The sequence below is a fragment of the Ancylobacter aquaticus genome, from assembly GCF_004339465.1.
GTDB classification, from domain to species: domain Bacteria; phylum Pseudomonadota; class Alphaproteobacteria; order Rhizobiales; family Xanthobacteraceae; genus Ancylobacter; species Ancylobacter aquaticus.
This window is the reverse complement of sequence record NZ_SMFY01000004.1, coordinates 225,902-247,052: the sequence shown is the minus strand read 5'-3', so window position 1 is coordinate 247,052 and position 21,151 is coordinate 225,902. Positions and strand designations below refer to the sequence as shown.

Annotated in this window: 17 protein-coding genes; 7 read left to right on the top strand and 10 right to left on the bottom strand. The window is 70.2% G+C overall.

The annotated features are described in order from the left end of the window. Positions 1-4: 4 nt before the first annotated feature. A complete protein-coding gene (locus EV667_RS19665) occupies positions 5-517 on the bottom strand; it encodes a thioesterase family protein (protein WP_131837058.1) in 513 nt (170 codons plus the stop codon). A 256-nt stretch (positions 518-773) separates the two neighbouring features. On the opposite strand from EV667_RS19665, the gene EV667_RS19660 reads away from it, so the two are divergent. Next, on the top strand, positions 774-2,204 hold the full coding sequence (locus EV667_RS19660) for an FAD-linked oxidase C-terminal domain-containing protein (RefSeq protein ID WP_425359045.1): 1,431 nt from the start codon (positions 774-776) through the stop codon (positions 2,202-2,204). Between the two features lie 175 nt (positions 2,205-2,379). Next, a complete protein-coding gene (locus EV667_RS19655; RefSeq protein WP_131837057.1) occupies positions 2,380-6,063 on the top strand; it encodes an AsmA family protein in 3,684 nt (1,227 codons plus the stop codon). A gap of 12 nt (positions 6,064-6,075) precedes the next feature. On the opposite strand, the gene serB is transcribed toward EV667_RS19655, so the two are convergent. Beyond that, positions 6,076-6,999 carry a phosphoserine phosphatase SerB gene (gene serB, locus EV667_RS19650; RefSeq protein ID WP_131837056.1) on the bottom strand — a complete coding sequence of 308 codons (924 nt, stop codon included), beginning with the start codon at positions 6,997-6,999 and terminating at the stop codon, positions 6,076-6,078. 50 nt (positions 7,000-7,049) lie between these two features. On the opposite strand from serB, the gene miaA reads away from it, so the two are divergent. Then, positions 7,050-8,000, top strand: a complete 951-nt coding sequence (miaA, locus tag EV667_RS19645; protein WP_131837055.1) for a tRNA (adenosine(37)-N6)-dimethylallyltransferase MiaA — start codon at positions 7,050-7,052, stop codon at positions 7,998-8,000. Between the two features lie 6 nt (positions 8,001-8,006). On the opposite strand, the gene EV667_RS19640 is transcribed toward miaA, so the two are convergent. From EV667_RS19640 to purE, 3 genes are all read right to left on the bottom strand, one after another. Next, entirely contained in the window at positions 8,007-8,978 is a 972-nt protein-coding gene (locus EV667_RS19640; RefSeq protein ID WP_131837054.1) for a protein-methionine-sulfoxide reductase heme-binding subunit MsrQ, read from the bottom strand. Positions 8,979-9,152: 174 nt separating this feature from the next. After that, positions 9,153-10,244 carry a 5-(carboxyamino)imidazole ribonucleotide synthase gene (locus EV667_RS19635; RefSeq protein WP_131837053.1) on the bottom strand — a complete coding sequence of 364 codons (1,092 nt, stop codon included), beginning with the start codon at positions 10,242-10,244 and terminating at the stop codon, positions 9,153-9,155. Next, positions 10,241-10,750 carry a 5-(carboxyamino)imidazole ribonucleotide mutase gene (purE, locus tag EV667_RS19630; protein WP_131837052.1) on the bottom strand — a complete coding sequence of 170 codons (510 nt, stop codon included), beginning with the start codon at positions 10,748-10,750 and terminating at the stop codon, positions 10,241-10,243. The genes EV667_RS19635 and purE overlap by 4 nt, the downstream gene beginning before the upstream one ends. Before the next feature lie 343 nt (positions 10,751-11,093). On the opposite strand from purE, the gene EV667_RS19625 reads away from it, so the two are divergent. Together EV667_RS19625 and mepK are read left to right on the top strand one after the other, a co-directional pair. Then, positions 11,094-13,163 (top strand): L,D-transpeptidase family protein, encoded by a 2,070-nt coding sequence (locus EV667_RS19625; protein ID WP_245516275.1) that lies wholly within the window; start codon positions 11,094-11,096, stop codon positions 13,161-13,163. Between the two features lie 266 nt (positions 13,164-13,429). Then, positions 13,430-15,202 carry a peptidoglycan L,D-endopeptidase MepK gene (mepK, locus tag EV667_RS19620; protein ID WP_131837051.1) on the top strand — a complete coding sequence of 591 codons (1,773 nt, stop codon included), beginning with the start codon at positions 13,430-13,432 and terminating at the stop codon, positions 15,200-15,202. A gap of 88 nt (positions 15,203-15,290) precedes the next feature. Here mepK and EV667_RS19615 read toward each other — a convergent pair whose 3' ends face one another. The 3 genes from EV667_RS19615 to EV667_RS19605 all read right to left on the bottom strand — a co-directional run bounded on the left by EV667_RS19615 (position 15,291) and on the right by EV667_RS19605 (position 16,982). Beyond that, positions 15,291-15,575 carry a DUF2312 domain-containing protein gene (locus EV667_RS19615; protein WP_126280082.1) on the bottom strand — a complete coding sequence of 95 codons (285 nt, stop codon included), beginning with the start codon at positions 15,573-15,575 and terminating at the stop codon, positions 15,291-15,293. A gap of 228 nt (positions 15,576-15,803) precedes the next feature. After that, entirely contained in the window at positions 15,804-16,106 is a 303-nt protein-coding gene (locus EV667_RS19610) for a DUF1244 domain-containing protein (RefSeq protein WP_131837050.1), read from the bottom strand. 27 nt (positions 16,107-16,133) lie between these two features. Beyond that, entirely contained in the window at positions 16,134-16,982 is an 849-nt protein-coding gene (locus tag EV667_RS19605) for an N-formylglutamate amidohydrolase (protein WP_131837049.1), read from the bottom strand. Positions 16,983-17,271: 289 nt separating this feature from the next. Here EV667_RS19605 and EV667_RS19600 point away from each other — a divergent pair, with 289 nt between their 5' ends. After that, complete coding sequence (locus EV667_RS19600; RefSeq protein WP_131837048.1) at positions 17,272-18,564, top strand: glycerate kinase type-2 family protein; 1,293 nt, start codon at positions 17,272-17,274, stop codon at positions 18,562-18,564. A gap of 61 nt (positions 18,565-18,625) precedes the next feature. Beyond that, a complete protein-coding gene (locus EV667_RS19595; RefSeq protein WP_425359044.1) occupies positions 18,626-19,108 on the top strand; it encodes a DUF1036 domain-containing protein in 483 nt (160 codons plus the stop codon). A 136-nt stretch (positions 19,109-19,244) separates the two neighbouring features. On the opposite strand, the gene EV667_RS19590 is transcribed toward EV667_RS19595, so the two are convergent. Both EV667_RS19590 and EV667_RS19585 read right to left on the bottom strand, forming a co-directional pair. Next, the gene (locus tag EV667_RS19590) at positions 19,245-20,732 is read right to left on the bottom strand and encodes a Do family serine endopeptidase (RefSeq protein WP_131837094.1); all 1,488 of its coding nucleotides are present in this window, start codon (positions 20,730-20,732) and stop codon (positions 19,245-19,247) included. A gap of 231 nt (positions 20,733-20,963) precedes the next feature. Next, on the bottom strand, positions 20,964-21,149 hold the full coding sequence (locus EV667_RS19585) for a DUF2065 domain-containing protein (RefSeq protein WP_131837046.1): 186 nt from the start codon (positions 21,147-21,149) through the stop codon (positions 20,964-20,966). Positions 21,150-21,151: the final 2 nt, after the last annotated feature.

Below are 21,151 nucleotides of genomic sequence, written 5' to 3'. Positions count from 1 at the left end.
CCGCTCAGCTGAGGCGGATCGGCATGTTGACCGGCCGGCCGAGCCCTTCCGGGACCGGCAGCGCGCCATGGGCCGCCTTCATCAGCGCCAGCCGTTCCAGCACCTCGTCGGGGAAAGGCACCACGCGGCGGGTGCCGGCTTCCACATGCTGGGCGATCTGTTCATAGGTCGAGGCGATCCAGCCCTCGCGGGCGTGGTGCAACTCCTGGAACAGATGCATGCGCTTCTCGTCGTAATTGATGAGGCGAAGCGTCGCCCGCACTTCCTGTCCGGCGCGAAGTTCGCGCTGGAAACGCTGATGAGCCTCCATCGTAACGAAAGAGGCGCTGCGGCTTTCCACCATGTGCGGGCCAAGCCCGACAAGGAACACCGCCTCGTCGACCGCGCGGTCGAACAGGAGGCTGTGGAAGGCCGCGTGCAAATGCCCGTTGTGATCGGCCCAGCCCGTGTCGACCGTCATCACGGAAGACACGAAAGGCGCGAAAAATACGGGTTCGAAATCGATCCCGTCCAGCATGACACCATCCCGACCGCTGAGCGCGAGGTACCGCGCTGCCTTATTGACAAGCATTGTGCCGACTTTCAGTGCAGTCGTCACCTGCCGTGATGGCAATTGAATGACTGAATTCTTGCCTTTGCGGGGTTTCGTCGGGCTTTTTGCACGGCGGCAGCGGCGCGGCGGGAGTCGCGGCCTGCGCTGATAAGGTATAAGCGGTTGGCGCTGCCGGCTTTGGCGCCACGCGGCGGGTGCATACGAGCTTCGGGAGAGCGGGATGGAAACCATGGTCGAGGAGCGTCTCGCGATGCAGGCGGGCCCTGTCCCCGTGGACCCCGCCCGGGTGCAGGACGTGGTTGCCGCCCTTTCCCCCCGTTTCGGCGACCGGCTCGCCATCGGCCGGGCGATCCGTGAACAGCACGCCAACACCATCACCTGGCTGGCCAACGAGGCGCCGGATGCGGTGGTGTTCGTCGAGAGCACCGAGGAGGTTCAACTCGTCGTGCGCGCCTGCGCCCGGCATGGCGTGCCGGTGATCGCCTTTGGTACCGGCACCTCGCTGGAGGGGCAGATCAACGCCCCGCACGGCGGCATTTCCATCGACCTCTCGCGCATGAACCGGGTGCTGTCCGTCCATCCCGAGGATCTCGACTGCGTGATCGAGCCGGGGGTGACGCGCAAGCAGCTGAACGAGCATCTGCGCGATGCCGGCCTGTTTTTCCCCATCGACCCCGGCGCCGACGCCTCGCTGGGCGGCATGGCCTCCACCCGCGCCTCGGGCACCAATGCGGTGCGCTACGGCACGATGAAGGACAATGTGATCGCGCTCACGGCCGTGCTGGCCAATGGGGAGGTCATCACCACCGCGCGGCGGGCGAGGAAATCCGCCGCCGGCTACGACCTCACGCGGCTGTTCGTGGGCGCCGAGGGCACGCTCGGCATCATCACCGGGCTGACGCTGCGGCTGGCCGGCATTCCCGAGGCGATTTCCGGCGGGGTCTGCGCGTTCCCCACCATCCGCTCCGCCTGCGACGCGGCGATCCTCACCATCCAGTCCGGCCTGCCGGTGGCGCGCATCGAACTGCTCGACGAGGTGCAGGTGCGGGCCTGCAACGCCTATTCAAAGCTCGACCTCGCCGAGCAGCCGACCCTGTTCGTGGAGTTCCATGGCACGGAGGCCAGCGTGCATGAGCAGGCCGGGCGCTTCGGCGATATCGCGGCGGAATATGGTGGCGGCACTTTCAGATGGGCGACACGGCCCGAAGAGCGCACCAAGCTCTGGCAGGCGCGGCACGACGCCTACTGGGCCTGCCTGCCGCTGAAGCCTGGCGCCAAGGCGCTGGCCACCGATGTGTGCGTGCCGCTCTCCCGCCTCGCCGACTGCGTCGACGAGACCAAAAACGATATTGAGGAGATGGGGATGCTGGCGCCCATCGTCGGTCATGTCGGTGACGGCAACTTCCACACCGTCACTCTGGTCGACATGAGCGACCCGCAGGATGTGGCGAAGGCGAAGGACTTCATCTCGCGCATGGTCAAACGCTCGCTGGCCATGGGCGGCACCGCCACCGGCGAACACGGGGTCGGCCAGGGCAAGCGCGGCTATATGGAGGCCGAGCACGGTCTCGCCGCGCTGGATGCGATGCGGGCGATCAAGCAGGCGCTCGACCCGCAGAACATCATGAATCCAGGAAAGATCCTGCCCTGAGAGACGGGCGCGAGGGAAGCGCCGGCAGGCCCGCCGCGGCGTTTGTGTCGCGTCTGCATCAATTCGCGCCTTGTGCGCGGCGCGTAGAACGCAAAAATCATCAACGATCTAGCGTAGAGTGTTCCGGCAGCCGCCAGGGGGCGACGATGCCGGGGCCGAAAGGCCGGAGGGATGTGTGCAGAACCTGCTGTTGACGATTGCGGGCGCGATCATATTGGCCGTCGCGGCGGCCTTCGCGGCGCCGTTCGTCGTCGACTGGTCGCAATGGCGCTCGACCTTTGAGGCGCAGGCGGCCCGCACCCTGGGCGCGCCCGTCGTCATCCGTGGCCCGATCGACGCACAAATCCTACCCACCCCGCGCGTGGTGCTGCGCGACGTGTCGATCGGCGTCGATGGCGGTGGCACCGGACTGTCGGTAGCGGAACTGTCCGGCCGGCTCAATCTGGGCGCGCTGATGCGCGGCGAGGTGGTGGCAGACCATGTCGGCCTGCTGCGCCCGCGCGGGCGGCTCGTGGTCGACACGACAGGCAAGCTCTCGCTGCCCACCGGCGTCACCCGGCCGGGCGGCTTCAGCATCGCCGATATCTCCGTGACCGACGGCAGCTTTGAAGTGGTGGATCGCGCCAATGAGCGCGCGCTCAAGCTGGACAACATCGACCTGACCGGCGCGGTCGGCGGGCCGACCGGCCCGGTACGGCTGGAGGGTGAGGCGGACGCGGCCGGCCTGCGGCGCCGGGTGCGGCTCAGCCTGACGCAGTTCGCCGCCGACGGCACCGCCAAGATGCGCCTCGGGGCGCAGAATGTCGGTTCGCCGCTCGCTGTCGATGCGGATGGGGTGCTGAGCCTTGCCGGGGGGGCGCCGAGTTTTCGTGGCCGGGCGGCGCTGGTGCGCGCCGCGCCACCTTCCGCAACCGCAGCGACTCCTGGGAGTGCCGGGGCCGACCTGTTGAAGGCATGGAGCCTGTCGGCAAAGGTGGAGGCGACGTCGCAGGCGGTGGCCGCCACCGAACTCAGCCTGACGCTCGACGCCGCCGAGCGGCCGGTGGAACTTTCCGGCGCCGCGCGCCTCGTCGGGGCGGGGCCGGGCACCCCCGATTCGCGGCTCGACCTCACTCTGGCGGCGCGCCAGCTCGATCTGGGCGCCATGACCGGCGGCGCGACGCCGCTGGCGGCTACCGACGCGCTGGCGCGGCTTCTGGCGCCACTGGCCGACCTCGCGATCGTCGGCTCGCTCGATCTGTCCAGCGACACGGTGCTGCTCGCCGGGTCGGCGGCGCGCGAGGTGAAGGCGGGCCTCGACTGGTCGCCCGGCGGCTGGCGCGCCCGCACGCTGGAGGCGCGGCTGCCCGGCGGGGCGCATATCGCGCTCTCCGGAAGCCTGCCGCGCGTGGCCGGTTCCGGCGATCCGAACGCGGCCCTGTTCGGCGGCAGCGGGGTGCTGGAGGCGCAGGATTTGCCGGGCTTCGTCGCCTGGGCGATGCCGCAGGCTAGCGGGCTGGTGGCCAGTCTGCCCGCCGGCGCGGCCCGGCTTTCCGCCGAACTCAGCGTCAGCGCCGGCGGCTTCGCGCTGGACAAGGTGGACCTTTCGGCCGGGGACAGCCGGTTCGCCGGCACCGCCGCCTACACGCTGCCGGCCGCCGGCGGGCGAGGGCGGGTCGATGCGGTGCTGACGACGTCGGATGTGGATGTCGACGCATTGCTGCCGCCGGTTCAACGTCTGGTGAATCTCGGCCTCGGCACGACGGACCTCAATCTCAGCCTCAGTGGCCAGCAGGTGCGCCTTGCCGGTGGCAGGGCCCGCAGCCTTGACGTCATCCTCAAGGGCGGGGCCGACGGGCTGGGCATCGAACGCCTCGCCATCGAGGATCTGGCGGGGCTCGACCTCACCGGCTCCGGCCGGCTTGCCGCCTTTGGCCGCGACGGGGCCGGGGACGCCCGCTTTACCGCCAAGCTCTCGGGGCCACGCGCTGATGGCCTGCCGGGGCTGGCGGTCGCCTTCGGCCTGACCCGCATCGAACCGTTCCTGACCGCGACGCAAGCGAGCCTCGCGCCGGTGGACCTCACCCTCGCTTTGGTGTCGCAGGCCGGGCGCACCACGGTCGACGCCGATGGCCGGCTCGGTGGCCTGTCCGGTACGGGGCAGATCGGCTTTGGCGCGGATGGAAAGCTGAGCGGGCGGGCCGAGATCGATGCCCGTGACGGCAGCGCCGTGCTGTCCGGCGTCGGCGTTCCGGGCCTGCGTCCCAAGCTCGGCCCCGCCCGCCTCACGCTCGATCTCGATCAGCGGATCGAGGCGACGCTCGATTTTGCCGGGTCGCGGCTGCGCGGGGAGGGCACGGCGGCGCTGGATGCCGCCGGCCGCCTCGACCCCGACCTCGCGCTGACGCTGGAAAGCGCCGACCTCGCGGTCCTGCTGCCGCAACTGGCGGCCGCCGGCACGGGCCCGGTGCCGGCACGGTTCACCGGCGCACTTGCCCGCGAAGGCGAGGGCTGGCGGATAGGGGCGCTTTCCGGCTCGCTGGGCGATCAGCCGCTCGCAGGCACCCTCGGCTACACGCCGGGCGAGCCGGTGCGGGCTGAGCTTGCCACGCCGCGCTGGAACGTCGCGCGGGCACTGGGTCTTGTCGTCGGCGCCGCCGGCGCGGGGGAGGCGGAGGGATGGTCGCGGGCCCGCTTCGGCCCGGCGCCGCTTTCCAGCCTTGCCGCCGAGTTGAAGCTCAATGTCGCGCGCTTCGATCTTCCCGGCGGGCTGGCGCTTGGCGAGGCGACGATCGTGGCGCGGCTGGCGCAGGGCCGGCTCGCGGTGGAGAGTGCCACCGGCACGCTGGCCGGTGGGCCGTTCTCCGGCAAGTTCAACCTTGCCCGCACCGGCGAGGCCGTGCAGTTCGACGGCCGACTGGGCCTTACCAGTGCCGACAGCGCCGTGCTTTTCGCGGCCCTCGGCGTGACCCAGCCGAAGGTGCGCGGCCGCGTGAGCACGACGCTTGACGTGACCGGGCGGGGCAATTCTCCCTTCGCGCTGGCGAGCCAGCTGCAGGGGCAGGGCAGTTTTGCCATCGAGGGGCTGGAAGTCGACCAGAGCGACCCGAAGGCGCTGCACTATGTGATGCTGGCGACCGAGCGGGGGCCGCCGCCGGACCAGCAGCGTCTGGCGCAGTTGCTGAGCGACGGCCTGGCGCGCGCGCCGCTCAAGCTGGCGCGGGTGGAGAGCGCCGTCAGCGTGGTCGATGGCGTGGCCCGCACCAGCGCTGCCCGCCTCGCAGTGGGCGAACAGCGTTTCGGGTTGAGCGGTGCGCTCGACATTCCGGCCCTGAGCTTCGAGGCGACGCTGGAGATGCAGGATGTCGCCAATGCGGGCCTGCCCGCCGCCCCGGCCGCCGCCGTACGGTGGGGAGGGCCACTTGCCGCGCCGGACCGCCGTTTCGACCTGACGGCGCTGAGCACGGCCATCAACATGCGGGCGCTGGATCGGGAGACCAAGCGGCTGGAGGCGGAATATGGCCGAACGCCGCTGACCGATGGCGGCGAAGCGACGGACGCCGCGCCAGCGCGCAGGCTTGCCCCCTCGCCGGCGCCGGCCCCTCAAGCGGCGCCCCGCGCCGCATCTCCCGCAAACGCGGCACCACGCGCCGCTTCGCCCGCAGCCACGGCACCGCGTCTGCGGATGCCGGCCACACCGGCCGCCCCGCGCGCGCCGACGAGCCCGGCCCGGCCAGCCGGGCCGCAATCCTATTACGGCCAATACTCCCCGCCGGGGGCGATGGCGCCGGGGTCCGCCGCGCCGCCGCTGGCGCCGCCGGTCGACATTCCCAACGACCCGCTGCGCAGCACGATCATCCTGCCGCCGCTGGCGCCGTGACGGGCGCCCGGCTCAGGCGTCGACGACGTCAGTCTCGACGAAGTCTTCGGCGGCATAGCCCTGCAGGTAGAGCAGGGCGGTGAGGTCGCCATGGTCGATCCGCACCTGTGCCGCCGCCGCCACGGCCGGCTTGGCGTGGTAGGCGACGCCGAGGCCGGCCTCGCCGATCATGGCAAGATCATTGGCGCCATCGCCGACCGCCAGCGTGTCGGCGTGAGCGAGGCCGAGGCGGGTGCGCAGCTCGACCAGCGCGGCGAGCTTGGCCTCGCGGCCGAGAATGGGCTCCTCGACTAGGCCGGCGAAGCTCTCGCCATCGGCGATCAGCACATTGGCGCGGTGGGCGTCGAAGCCGATCATCGCCGCCACGCGCTGCGTGAACAGGGTGAAGCCGCCCGAGACCAGCAGCGTGTGGGCGTCGTTCGCCTTCATGGTGCGCACCAGCGCGGTGCCGCCCGGGGTGAGGCGGATGCGCTCAGCGATCACCGTGTCGACGACGGCGAGCGGCAACCCCTTCAGCAGCGCCACGCGCTCGCGCAGCGCCGGCTCGAAGGCGATCTCGCCGCGCATGGCGCGCTCGGTGATGGCGGCGACATGCGCTTTCATGCCGGCATAATCGGCCAGTTCGTCGATGCACTCCTGCCCGATCATGGTGGAGTCCATGTCGGCCAGAAACAGCTTCTTGCGCCGCCCCTGCGCGGGCAGCAGCGCCGCATCGACCGGGGCACCGTCCAGCGCCGCGCGCAACGCCTCGATGTCGGCCGCGCCGGCATGGGCGATCTCGGCGGCGATGCCGGGATTGAGCACGCGCGTCGCGCCGGGCGCGGGCAGGGCGGCGCGGGCACGGGCAAGGAGCGCCTCGTCCACCGCCGGGGCGGCGGGATGGGAGACGAGAACGACGACGTGGGAAAGCGGGGCAGGGGAGGGGGAATGCGTCATGGCTGCGACTGGGACCTTGCCGCCGGGCCGGCGTCGGGCAAAAAGGCAGGATGGAAACCCGGAAGAGCGAGGCGGACGTGACCGCGAGAGCTGCGCGCCCGCGCGCCGTGCTTATTGCAGGACCGACTGCGAGCGGCAAGTCGGCGCTGGCGCTCGCACTGGCGGAGCGGACCGGCGGCGTGGTGATCAACGCCGATTCGATGCAGGTCTATCGCGACCTGCGCGTGCTCTCGGCACGGCCGACGCGCGAGGAAGAGGCGCGCGCGCCGCACCGCCTCTACGGCCATGTCGACGGGGGCGAGGACTATTCCGTCGCGCACTGGCTGGAGGACGCCCGCGCGGCGCTGGCCGAGGCCGAACGGGAGGGGCGGCTGCCGATCTTCACCGGCGGCACCGGGCTGTATTTCAAGGCACTCACGCAGGGGCTCTCGCCGATCCCGGCCATTCCGGCCGACATACGCGAGCGGGTGCGCGGGCTCGGCCTCGACGCGCCGGCGCTGCATGCGCGGCTGGGCGAGGTGGACCCGGAGACGGCGGCGCGGCTGCGGCCCTCCGATACGCAAAGGCTGATGCGGGCGCTGGAAGTGTTCGAGGCGACGGGCCGGCCGCTGGCGCGCTGGCAGGAGACGCCGCCGGAAGCGCCCGTGCTGGCACCTGAGACGAGCGTGCGGCTTTTCCTCGCCACCGACCGCACCGCCCTGCGCGCACGCATCGCCGAGCGCTTCCACGCCATGATGGGCGAGGGGGCGCTGGAGGAGGCGCGGGCGCTGCTGGCGCGCGAGCTGCCGGCCGACCGCACTCTGCTGAAGGCGCACGGCATGCCGTGGTTCGCGCGCCATCTCGCCGGGGAAATCCCGCTGGACGACGCCATCGAAGGCGCGATCCTCGACACGCGGCACTACGCCAAGCGGCAGGACACCTGGTTCCGGCACCAGCTCGCCGGCTGGACGGCGCTGCCGAAGGAGGACGCCGCTGGCTTTCTGGCGGAGGCGGTGAACTGAGGCGCGTCAGGCGCGGGCGGTGCGGCGGACGGGGAGAGGGCGCAGGCGCAGAACGGCCTCGCTGAGCACCGCGACGCCCAGGCCGGCGCCGGCCACCCACCAGCTTGGGCTGATGGCGTAGGCGAAGGAGAGGTTCGCTCCCAGCACCCGCGCCGGGTCGATGCCGGTGGCGGCCGCGTACCAGCCGGCCTCGATCAGCGCGGTGAGTACGCCGGAAACGGCGGCGAGGCCGATCAGGTTAAGGAAGCCGGTGCCGCGCCCATATCGCTGCATCACCCGCCAGCCCATCAGCCAGACGAACAGGCCGGTCATCAGCACCGGCTGGGTGACGTCGAGTTTCTGCTGCATGAAAAAATGCAACAGGGCGAGCGCGGTGGCGGGATAGACGAGAAGGTGCAGCTGGTTCCAGCGCTCCGCGCCCAGCCGCCGGATCGCCCCGTCCCACGAGGTGGCGGACAGCGCGGCGAAGACGAGCAGCGCGACGAAGCCAATGGTGAGGTAGATGCGCAGCACGATCTCGGTCGCGGCGGTGGCGATATTGCCGGTGTCGACGAGATAGGCGACGAAGTGGATGGCGATGAGCAGTGCGGCCCCGAGGCCAAGGGTGCGGCGGGTGAGCAGCAGCTTGGGCCAATTGAACAGCCGGCGCGCCGGCGTTACCGCCAGCGAGAGCAAAAGCAGCCGGACCGCCCAGTCGCCGACGAAATGGATGATCTGGATGAGCGGGCGTGCCCCCAGCGCCGCCTCGCCTCCCAGAGCCCCGCCGGGCGCCGGGCCACTGAGGCCGGGCGCGCCCAACCCCGGTCCTCCCAACCCCGGTCCTCCAAGGCCAGGACTGCCAAGGCCGGGGGCGTCCGGCGCGGCGAAGCCGCCGCCGAGCGCCTGGGCCAGCAGCAGGCCGAGGGGCAGGATGACGACGAGCAGCGCACCGATTTTCTCGGGACTGAGCTTGCCGGAATTCTCGCGCAGGAAGGGCATGGGCGGTCCGCTGGGGTCGATGACAGGGCAGTTCCCCGCCTATACGTCCGCAGCGGCGGCAGAATTTCAACGGCGACGCGCACGTTGGCGTGATGTCGCCCGAGGCGGACGCGCGGCTGCCCGAGGCATCGACCGCCCCCCGCACCCCGACGGGGGCGTGACGGCGTGTGGTCCTCACTCCTCGAAGATACGCGTCACATGGCCCATCTTGCGGCCGGGGCGGGCTTCGGCCTTGCCATACAGGTGCAGATGCGCGCCGGGTTCTTCCAGCAGGGCCTGCCAGTCATCGGCCTCATCGCCGATGAGATTGGTCATCTCGACATGGCCGAGACGCTCCACCGCGCCGAGCGGCCAGCCGGCGATGGCGCGCACATGCTGCTCGAACTGGCTGGTGACGGCCCCGTCCAGCGTCCAGTGCCCGGAATTGTGCACGCGCGGGGCGATCTCGTTGACGATCACCCCCTGAGTGCCGTCCACCACCACGAGAAACATTTCCACCGCGAACACACCGACATAGCCGAGCGCCTCGCCGATGCGGCGGGCAATCTCGCGGGCGACGGCGTCGACCACCGGCGTGACATCGGCCGGCACGGTCGAGCGGTAGAGAATGTGGTGGCGGTGCTCGTTCTCCGTCACCTCATAGGCCTTGAAGCGGCCATCCTCGGTGCGGGCGGCCACGACCGAAACCTCGCGCTCGAACGGCACGAAGCCCTCCAGGATCGAGGGGTGCCGGCCGATGGCCTTGAAGGCGGCCGCCGCGTCGTCGCCCTCGCGGATGATGACCTGCCCCTTGCCGTCATAACCGAAGCGGCGGGTCTTCAGCACCGCCGGACGGCCGATCTCATCAAGCGCCGCCTCCAGCTCCGCCTCGTCATGCACGGCGGCAAAGGGGGCGGTCTCGATGCCGAGGCGGGAGACGAAGGTCTTCTCGTCGAGCCGGTCCTGGGTGATGCCGAGAGGGTGCGCACCGGGATGCACCGGCACGTGGCGGGCGAGGAATTCGGCGGTGTAGACCGGCACGTTCTCGAATTCATAGGTGACGACATCGACGCTCCGGGCGAAGCGCTCCAGCGCGCCGAGGTCGTCATAGGTCGCCTGTGTGTGGGCGGTGGCGACGTCGAAGGCAGGGCTGCCTTCCTCGGGCGCATAGACATGCGTCTTCAGCCCGAGCGGGGCGGCGGCGAGGGCGATCATGCGGGCAAGCTGCCCGCCGCCGAGAATGCCGATCGTGTCGCCGGGGGCGAGAATTTTCGGGGAGGCGTTCATTCCGGCCGCTCCGTCACGGCGGCGGTGCGCGCCGCGCGCCAGGCGTCCAGCCTTGTGGCCAGCGCTTCGTCGGAGAGCGCCAGCACGGCGGCAGCCAGCAGGGCGGCATTGGTCGCCCCGGCCTTGCCGATGGCAAGCGTGCCCACCGGGATGCCGGCCGGCATTTGGACGATGGAATACAGGCTGTCGAGGCCGGACAGCGCCTTCGATTCGACCGGCACGCCGAACACCGGAAGCGGGGTGAGCGAGGCGACCATGCCGGGCAGATGCGCCGCGCCGCCGGCGCCGGCGATGATGACTTTGGTGCCGGCCGCGCGCGCGCCCTTGGCAAAGGCGACCATGCGGTCCGGCGTGCGGTGGGCCGAGACGATGCGGCAGTCATGGGCAATGCCGAGCGCTTCCAGCACGTCGGCGGCATGGCGCATGGTTTCCCAGTCGGACTGGCTGCCCATGATGATGGCGACGGGCTTGGGGTCGGCGGCCATCCCGGCCGTCAGGTCGCTCATTCTGTCTATCCGCACCTTTTGGGGAAAGGCGGGGATTATAGGAATCGCCGCCCCGGGGGCAAGGGAAGATGACAGCCGGGCCGGGCGGAACGCGCCGGCGCGCCTTCGGCCTCGGCGGCATTATGCTTAACACCGCCTTTACCAAGCGCCGGCAAAGTGGCCGCCGAGAGATTCCCGGAGGATCCACCTGCCGTGTTCGTGAGTTGAACCGTCTGTGGGCTGTGGTCAGATCGTCGCCGAATCCCTGCCGGGACAGGCGAGGCCGGTCTGTCCGGGGCGGGAACAAGCGGAGAAGTCGATGTCCGGTCGCGGCGTTACGGGTACGGTCGAGAAAAAGAGCGCCATGCGACATCGGGCGGCCTCGCGGAGCATGCTCGCGGTGGCGACAGGGCTGGCGCTTGCGGCGGCCGGGGGACCCGGCCTGAGCGTGCAGGCGCAGGAGTTCTATGGCAGCGCCATCGCCATTGACCGCGCCGGCCATGGCACGGGCGACAGCCTGCCGGCTTTCGATGCCGACGCGGCGGGGATGCTGCGCCCCGGCCAGGCGGCGGCGGCCTTGCCGGCGATCGCCGATGATAGCCAGCCTTTCGATGCGCTCGATCCGCGCCGTCCCAGCCCGGCACACAGCGCCGCGCTGGCGCTGCACGGCCCGGACGCCCCGCTTCCCGTCGAATCGACAGCGCCGGCTCCTGTGGCGGCGCTGGCCCCTGCGACGACCCTGCCCTCCGCGCCGATGGTGGGCGATGGTGCGCCCGGCCTTGGCGAGGGCACGTCCGGCACCCCGACCGGAGCCGCACCACCTGCATCTTCTGCACCTTCACCGGCGACGGCTGAGCCCGCCGCACCTGCTGTGACGCCGTTTTCGACACATCTCGCCGCGATCGTCGAGAGCGGGCTGGCGCGCTTCGCCTCGCGCCCGACCGACCGGGAGGCGCTGGCCGCCTATTACACCGCGCGTAACTTCCAGCCCGCCTTTACCGGGGAGAGCGGGCTCGCCCCGCTTGGGCAGGTGGCGCTCGATACCTTCGCCGGGGCCGGTGCTGAGGGGCTCGATCCGGCCGACTACGCCGTGCCGCCCCTGCCGGCGGATGCCGACGCGGCGCAGCGCGCCGAGACCGAGATGCGTGTTGCCGCGGCGACGTTGCTCTATGCCCGCCACGTGCAGAGCGGCCGGTTCGACCCCAAGACGCTCTCCAAGGATGTCGACCCCAGCCCGACCGTGCCGGATTCGGCGGCGGTGCTCGCGCGTGTCGCCGATGCGCGCGATCCCCAGGACGCACGGGCGGCTCTCGCCAGCTTCGCCCCGCAATATGACCAGTATCGGCTGCTGAAGGACCAGTTGGCACAGCTGCAGGCGCAGGGGCAGGTGGTGTCGCATGCCCCCATCCCGCCGGGGCCTTCCCTGCGGCCGGGCGAGAGCGACCCGCGCGTGCCACTGCTGCGCGCCCGTCTCGGCGTCGGCCTCGACGCCGGCGCGCAAGAGGGCGACGAATTCTACGAAGGCGCGCTGGTGGAGGCGGTGCGCGCCTTTCAGGCCCTTGCCGGCCAGAAGGTCGACGGCATTGTCGGGCGCAACACGCTGGCGGCACTGAACGATGCCGGCGCCGATCCCGTTCCCGACATCATCGCCAACATGGAGCGCTGGCGCTGGCTGCCCCATGAGGTCGCCCCGGCCTATGTGATGGTGAACATCCCAGAATTCATGGTCCGCATCGTCGTGGACGGCAGCCCGGTGCACGAGACCCGCGTGGTGGTGGGCAAGCCGGAAACGCAGACGCCGATCCTCAGCGAGAGCATGCAAAACGCGGTGTTCAACCCATCCTGGCATGTGCCGCCGAGCATCATCCGCAACGAGATGCTGCCCAAGCTGCGGGCGGACCCTTATGCGCTGGTGCGCCAGGGCATCGACGTGGTGCGCAATGGCCGCGTGATCGACCCCGGCACGGTGGACTGGCGCCGCGCGGGCACCCAGGGCTATTCGTTCCGGCAGGAGCCGGGCGAGCGCAATGCGCTGGGGCGCATGAAGTTCATGTTCCCCAACAAGCACGCGGTCTATCTGCACGACACGCCCAGCCGGGCGTTGTTCTCCCGCGACCGCCGCGCTTTCAGCCATGGCTGCGTGCGCGTGCACGAGCCGATGGAGTTCGCCGAGGCTCTGTTCGCGCTCGGCCGGCCGGGCGAGGGCTGGAGCCAGCAGCGGCTGTCGCGTCTGCTCGGCGGCAAGGAAAAATCACTGCCGCTGAAAAATAAATATCCGGTCCATCTCGTCTATTTCACCAGCTTCGTGGATGGAAACGGGCAATTGGTGACGCGTGAGGACCTCTATGGGACCAACGCCGCCACCAAATCGGCGCTCGGCATTGGCGGTGCGCGCCAGTTTGCCGACCGCAAGGCGGACACGGTCCGCCGCTGAGCGGCGAAAAGGCAGCTCCGCACCATCGCCCTGTGGCAGGTTGGCCACGATCGAGCATAAACTGGGCCCGAGCGTGGTAATCCCTCGCGAATTTGACCGCGCGGCACTCTTTTGCCACAGTCGGTTCCTAGTCCGGGAGGCAATAGGTGTGGGGGCGGGGTCGTAATGACCTCTTAACCAAACCCGACAAGACTATGTTCACCAAGCGCGGTCCGGGTGCTCCTGCCCGTATCGTCTCAGGAAACGTTGATATCGGGTCCCCGTCCTTGCGCATCACCCAAGCCCTCCGCTCGTCGAAATTCGCCAAGGTTGCCGCCATCGCTGCGGTGGCCACGCTGTGCGGCGCCGATCTGCTGCAGGACGCGGTGGCCAATGGCGACACGCGCACGCTGACCTTCCATCATGTTCATTCCGGTGCCACCGCCACCGTCACCTTCAAGCGCAATGGCCGCTACGACGCGGCGGCGCTGAAGCAGCTCGATGTCCTCATGCAGGATTGGCGGCGCAAGGAATCGATCAAGATGGACCCCCGGCTGTTCGACATCGTCTGGGAGGTCTATCGCGAGGTTGACGCGACGCAGCCGATCCAGGTGATCGGCGGCTATCGCTCGCCGGCGACCAACGCGATGCTGCGCTCGCGCTCGCGCGGCGTCGCCCAGACCAGCCTGCACACGCAGGGCAAGGCGATGGACTTCTACATTCCCGGCGTCTCGCTGGCGAAGGTCCGCGAGGCAGGGCTGCGGCTGCAGCGCGGGGGCGTCGGCTTCTATCCGACCTCCGGCTCGCCCTTCGTGCACATGGATACAGGCGGCGTGCGCCACTGGCCGCGCATGAGCCGGCCCGAACTCGCCCGGGTCTTCCCGGATGGCAAGACCGTGCACGTGCCGGCCGACGGCAAGCCGATGTCCGGTTACGCCACGGCTCTGGCCCAGGTCGAATCGCGCGGCAGCGAGCCCGGCGGTGCCGGCGCGGCCTTTGCCGGCCTTCCCGGCGGCAATGATCCCAAGCGCCGGGTGGCGGCGAACGGCGCACCGCCCAAGAACATCTTCGCCAGCCTGTTCGGCAAGGACGGCGACGACGACGAAGAGACCGCGCCGGCCACTGCCGCGACCGAAGCGCCGGCCCGGGTGGCAGCTGCGGCGCCTGTGCCCACGCCCGCTGCCGTGCCCGCGGAAATCGCGCTGGCCGCTGCCGTACCCACCCCCATGCCACGCCCGGCGCTGCCGGCTGCCCAGGCCGTCGCCGCAGCTTCCGCCGTCGTTTCGGCTCCTCCCGTCCTCTCGGCCCCAGCCGTCTCGGCGGCTCCTGCGCCGATGGCCCGGTTCGAGGTGGCCTCGCTCGGGCCAGTTCCGCTGCCCCGGCCCAATCCTCTGCCGCGCGGGGCGGTGGCGTCCGCTGCGCCGGCGCCCCGTCCGGTCGCATCGACCGTGCCGGTTGAATCGACTGTGCCGGCCAGCGACAGGGCCGACCTCGCCGCGCTCGCCGCCGCCATCCCGCTGCCGGGTACGCCCGAAGCCGCGACCAGCCGGCAGATCGCCAGTGCCATCACCGGCACGCCGCTGTCGCAGACGCGCCCCAGCGAGACCGGCGGGTTGCCCGAGGTGATCGTGCGCGGCACCAGCGGCGAAGGCCCGGCACTCGCCTATGCCGACGCCTCCGGCAGCGTTTTCGCGGCGCCGCGCCTCCAGCCCGGCCGTGCGCCGGCACCCGAGGTGGCCACCGCCCGCGCCGCCCGTCCCGCAGAGGGCGCGACCACGGCCGCGCAGACGCGCAAGCCGCAGCCCTATTCGCAGGCCATGGTCGCGGAAATCCGCCGCCTGTTCAGCGGCCCCAGCGTTGCCGGCAAGGTCTCCATGCACCTGCCGGAGCTGCGCCGCTTCGCCGCCTTCGTGGCGCCGCCGCGCCGCATCGTCGCCGCGCAGTTCAGTCGCGACGGGGCCAAGGGCCTGACCACCACGCAATTCTCCGGCGAGGCGGTGGTGGCCGTGCCCGTGGTGGCGATGATGACCGGCGCCGCCCCGCTGAAGAAGCCGCTCTGAGCCCTCTGTCATGACCGGGAAACGGCGCGGGCGGCCACTGGCCGCCCGGTCGGTCTGTTCGGTTCTGTGATTGGGCTTAGGCCCGGCGTCAGCTCGGGCTGAGCATGCCCAGCGCCTGCATGTAGAGATCGACGATCGCCTCGTGCTCGGCGCGCTGGTCGGCGTCCTGCTTGCGGATCTTCAAAATCTCCCGCAGCGCCTTGGTGTCGAAGCCGGTGCCCTTGGCTTCGGCGAAGACGTCCTTGATGTCGTCGGCAATGGTCTTCTTTTCCTCCTCAAGGCGCTCGATGCGCTCGATGAAGGATTTCAGCTGTTCCTTGGCGAAGCCGGCGGCGGCATCGGACATCGGCTGGTCGTTGGGAATATCGGACATGGTGTCTCCGGGGCATCGGGCAGGGCCCGGCGTGTAGACGGCAATTCGGGCGGCGATAGGGAGCGCAAGCCGGGCGGGTCGTCAAGGCAAAGGCGCGCTCCCCCGGCGCCGAGGGGCCGGCTAGCCCCGCTATCCACCGCGAATCGACATGAGCGACGCTTCAGTGCGTGCCCAAGCCGCACAGCCGCGTGGCGTGAATGCGTGGCCGGGCCGCGCCGCTGCGCGGCGTCAGTGCGCGCCCGGGCCGGGGAAGGCGGCCTTCTGCTCGGGCGTGGCCTCGCTCTGGTGACGGGCCTTCCATTCGTCATAGGGCATGCCGTAGACCGCGACCCGGCTTTCATCCTTGGTGAGCGGAACGGCGCGCTCCTTTGCCGCGTCCAGCAGCCAGTTGGACAGGCAGTTGCGGCAGAAGCCCGCCATGTTCATCAGCTCGATGTTCTGCACGTCGGTGCGCGCCCGCAAATGGGCGACGAGGCGACGGAAGGCGGCGGCCTCAAGCTCGGTGCGGGTCGTGTCGTCGAGGTCTGTCATGGAAATCTCCCGGGAAACGTCTTCCGGTCAGATGGGGGGTACCGGGCCGGTGCGCGAGCCATAGGCGCGCGCTTCGTGCAGTTCCGGCCGGGCGAGGATGTCGGGCAGCAGCCCGGCGAGGCGGTCGGCCCAGCCGCGCTGGCCCTCGACCTCGGCGATCAGGTCCTGGCGGATTTCCAGCAGCGTGTTGGACAGGCCCCGGAGTGTCGCGTGGCGAAACAGGCAGTCGCCCCGCAACGCGCCGTCATAGGGCTCGTTGTCGCCGACGATAAGGTCGCCGGGCGCCTCCAGCGCGTCGATGAGTTCGCGGGTGAAACGGGGGTCGCTGTCCCACAGCACGGCGGCGTGCCAGGGGCGGGCGAGCCCGCGCCACACCGGCGTGAAGCTGTGCAGCGACAGCAGCACCGGCACCACGCCCTGCGCCAGCGCCGCCTCGATCTCGGCATGGATGGCGTCGTGATAGGGCCGGTGGAACCGGGCGATCCGGTGCTCGATTTCCGCCTCGTCCACATGGCGGTTCCCCGGGATAACCGCGCCATCCGACAGCCGCATCACCAGGGTCGGGTCGTCCTCGCCGCGATTGGGGTCGATCAGCAGGCGCGAGAAGCGCGAGAGCACGGCCGGGCAACCGAGGCGGTGCGCCAGCATGCGGGTGACGCCGGCCGCGCCGATGTCATAGCCGATATGGCGTTCCAGCTCGGCCTTGGGCAGGCCGAGCGAGCCATAGGCCGGCGGCAGCGCATTCGAGGCATGGTCGCACAGCAGGATGAGCCCGGCCTCCAGCGTTCCCGGAATGCGCTCGAAAGCGGGGAACGGGGCCGGGGGGGCGGCGACGCTGTTGGTCGTGGCGGAGTCTTCCGTCGAAAGGCGGCGCATAATTGCCTGTGCGTTGAGGCGAAGTGTTCAAGAGGATATCGACGTAGGCCCTGCCGTGCCATAGGAATACGCCCGTTTCGCGTCGCGCCGCTCGGGATTCGCGTCGGCGCGCACTAGAGCACGCGCCGATCAGCTTGCAACGCAAGTTGATCGGATAACGCGTTCTCTATCATAGAGTTAGAGCGCGACTGGCCGATCAGGTTGGTTCAATCTGATCGGGTCGCGCACGAAGCAATGGTCGGGCAGCAGACCGGCAGGAAGGGCTCCTTCGGGGCGGGGTATGGTGGTAATGTCTGAGGTTTCGGCGCGTAATTTTCTCGATCGCCTGTTTACCGCCGCCGTTGCGGCTGCTCACCCGTCCACCTGCCTGCCGCCGGCCCTGCCGCCGCCCCCCCCCCATGGCCGGCTGATCCTGCTCGCCGCCGGCAAGGCCGCCGGTTCGATGCTGGAAGTCGCCGAGCGGCATTATCTTGACGAGATGGGCGTCGACCCCTCCCGGCTGGTCGGCATCGGCGTCGCCCGCCACGGCTATGGCCGCCCCACGCGCCAGCTGGAGATGGTCGAGGCCGGCCACCCCGTGCCTGACGCGGCGGGCCTTGCCGGCGCGCAGAAGGCGATCGACCTCGCCGCTTCCGCCACCGCCAACGACCTCGTGCTCGTGCTGCTCTCGGGCGGCGCCTCGGCCAACTGGATCGCCCCGGCCGAGGGGGTGGAACTCGACGACAAGCGGGCGCTGACCCGCGCGCTGCTGCGCTCGGGTGCCAACATCACCGAGATCAACACGGTGCGAAAGCACCTCTCGCAGATAAAGGGCGGCCGGCTCGCGGCGCTGGCCCAGCCGGCGCGGGTGGTGACGCTCTCCGTCTCCGACGTGCCGGGCGACGACCCGGCGGTGATCGGCTCCGGCCCGACCGTGCCGGACCCGACGACGCTAGCGGAGGCGCGCGACGTGCTCGCCCGCTACCGCATCGACCCGCCGCCTTCCGTCGCGGTGGCGCTGCGCGACCCGGCCAATGAATCGCCCAAGCCCGGCGACCCGGCCTTTGCCGGCTCCGAGTACATTCTGATTTCGCGGCCGGCCGATTCGTTCGTCGCAGCGGAAAAGATCGCCCGTGAGGCCGGCATCGAGCCGGTGCTGCTCGGCGACAATCTGGAAGGCGAGGCCCGCGAGGTGGCGGCGGCGCAGGCGGCCAAGGCCAAGGAACTGAAGGCGGCGGGCCGCAAGGCAGTTCTGCTCTCGGGCGGCGAACTCACCGTGACCATGCGCGGCGAGGGGCGCGGCGGCCCGAACCAGGAGTTCGCGCTGGCGCTCGCCGTCGCGCTCGACGGCGCGGCGGGCATTTATGCGGTGGCCGGCGACACCGATGGCACCGATGGCGGTGGTGGCGACGCTTCCGACCCCGCCGGCGCCTATGTGATGCCGGACACGCTGGCCCGGGCGAAGGCGCTGGGTCTCGATCCTGCCGCCTTTCTCGCCGATAACGATTCGACCAGTTTCTTCGAGTCCCTCGGAGACCTGCTTACGCCGGGGCCGACCTGCACAAACGTCAATGATTTCCGAGCCGTTCTCGTCGACGAGTGACACAGAGGACCGGCGCGCCGTCCTCCCGGGTGCAACCCGCCGTGGCGGGGCTGCGCTGCGCATGATGGGGCGCGCCTGTATGGCGGCGGTGCTGGCGGTGCCGGTGCTCGCGTGCCTGATGCCGCAGCCCGCAGCGGCGGATTTCCGCCTGTGCAACCGCTCCCCCAGCCGGGTCGGTATCGCGCTCGGCTACAAGGACGGCAATGCCTGGTCCACCGAGGGCTGGTGGAACATCGGCGCCAACAGCTGCGAGACGCTGCTGCGCGGCGATCTGGTGGCTCGCTTCTATTACGTCTACGCCATCGACTACGATCTCGGCGGGGAATGGTCCGGCAAGGCCTTCATGTGCACCCGCGAGAAGGAATTCACCATTCGCGGCATCCAGGATTGCCTGGCACGCGGCTTTGACCGCACCGGCTTCTTCGAGGTCGACACCCATGAGCAGAAAAGCTGGACGGTGCAGCTGACCGAGAGCAAGACCTCGCAGGCCGAGGCCGGCACGGGGCTGCCGCAGCTGCCGCCCATGCCCCCGCCGCGCCCCTGAGCGCGCCGCGCCGGGATTCTGCGGCCATTCCGACCGGGCTCAACAACGAAAACCCCGGAGCGGAGCTCCGGGGTGCTGGGGTCGTGACGACTTCAGAGCGCGGTGCCCGGCAACCGGGCGGACCGGACGCCGCCGATCACTCGATCGGCAGCGCGGTGAAGCGAATTTGCCCCTCGGGATCGGCCACCATCAGCAGAGCCGAGCGGCGACCCTCCTTCTTGAGCGCCGCCAGGCGGTTCTCGACATCCCCGGGGGTCAGGGTGGCTTCCTGATTGACCTCGACGATGAGGTTGCCCGCGGCGATGCCGCGCTCGGCGGCGACCGAGCCGGCTTCGACCGCCATGACCACCACCCCCTTGAGCTCGTCCTTGATCTTGAAGCGCGTGCGCAGCTCCGGCGTCATCTCCGCCATCTCGACGCCCATCAGCTTGAGCGTCGTCACCGGCGGCGGGGCGTCCGGCTTCTGCTCCGGCGTTTCGGTGGCGCTCGGCGATGGCGTGCCCTCGTCGAGGCGACCGACGACGAGCTTGAGCGTCTCCTGCTGGCCCTTGCGGATGACGACGACGTCGACTTCCTTGTCGACCGGCGTGTCGGCCACGATGATCGGCAGCGCGCGCATGTCGCGCACTTCCTTGCCGTCGAAACTGGTGACCACATCGCCGGCCTTGAGGCCGCCCTTGGCGGCCGGGCCGTCCTCGTTCACCGAGCCGATCAGCGCCCCGCGCGCGCGATCGAGCGACAGGCTCTCGGCGATTTCGGGCGTGACCTGCTGGATACGGACCCCGATCCAGCCGCGCCGCGTCTCGCCGAACTCCTTGAGCTGGGCGATGATCGGGATGGCGGTGTTGGAGGGCACGGCGAAGCCGATGCCGATGGAGCCACCGGAGGGCGAGATGATGGCGGTGTTGATGCCGACCACGTCGCCATCCATGTTGAACAGCGGGCCGCCGGAATTGCCGCGGTTGATGGCCGCGTCCGTTTGCAGGAAATTGTCGTAGGGGCCGGAATTGATGTCGCGGTTGCGGGCGGAGATGACGCCCACGGTGAGCGTGCCACCGAGACCGAACGGGTTGCCGATGGCCATCACCCAGTCGCCGACGCGCAGAATGTCGGAATTGCCGAACTTGACCGCCTTGAGCGGCTTATCGGGCTCGGGCGTCACCTTGAGCAGGGCAATGTCGATCTTGGTGTCGCGACCGACAATCTCCGCCTTCAGCTTCGAGCCGTCGGCGAAGTTGGCATAGACCTCGTCGGCATCGGCGATGACGTGATTATTGGTGACGATGAAGCCGCTCGCGTCGATGACGAAACCCGAGCCGAGCGAGGAAACGCGGCGCGGCGCCTGGTCTTCGCCCTGCTGCTGGCGGCGCTTGAAGAACTCCTCGAAGAACTCTTCGAAAGGCGAGCCCGGCGGGAGTTCCGGCGTCGGCACGCTGCGCGAGGGGGCGACGGTCTGCGAGGTCGAAATATTGACCACCGCGTCCATGATCAGGGCGGCGGTGTCGGCCACCGTGTCGGGGCCCTTGACGGCGGCAGCGTCGGCCGGCTGCGGCATCACGGCCAGCGGTGCGGCCAGGCTGAAGGCGATGAGCACGGCGCCGAGGCGGCGCACGAGGCGGCCCATGGTGCGGTGCGGCCGGGGGGAGGAAGGGGCCCGCTCCAGGGCAGGAAGCGCGACGGTGGAACGCTTAAGGCCGGGGCCCTCAAGGCAGTTGATCATGAAGCCTCCTTGACGCCGCCACGCGGATCCGGGCGGAACGGCCCGAAACTCAGGGGCCGTTGCGTCAGACGCTAACCGCCGCAAGATGCGATGCAAGCCAAAAGAGCGCGAGGCGGGGCGCGTGGCCCCGCCTCTTTAGCCTCGGATAAGCCAAACGATGGCCAAGCCCAGGACGGCGCCGACGATGCCGGCCACCCGCAACGGCGAATCGGTCAACTGCGTGATCGCATCGGCGGAGCGGCGCACCGCCGCCGGAGCGGCGGCGAGCACCAGACCCTCAATCACCAGGACGAGGCCGAGCGCGACGATGAGATCGTACATCG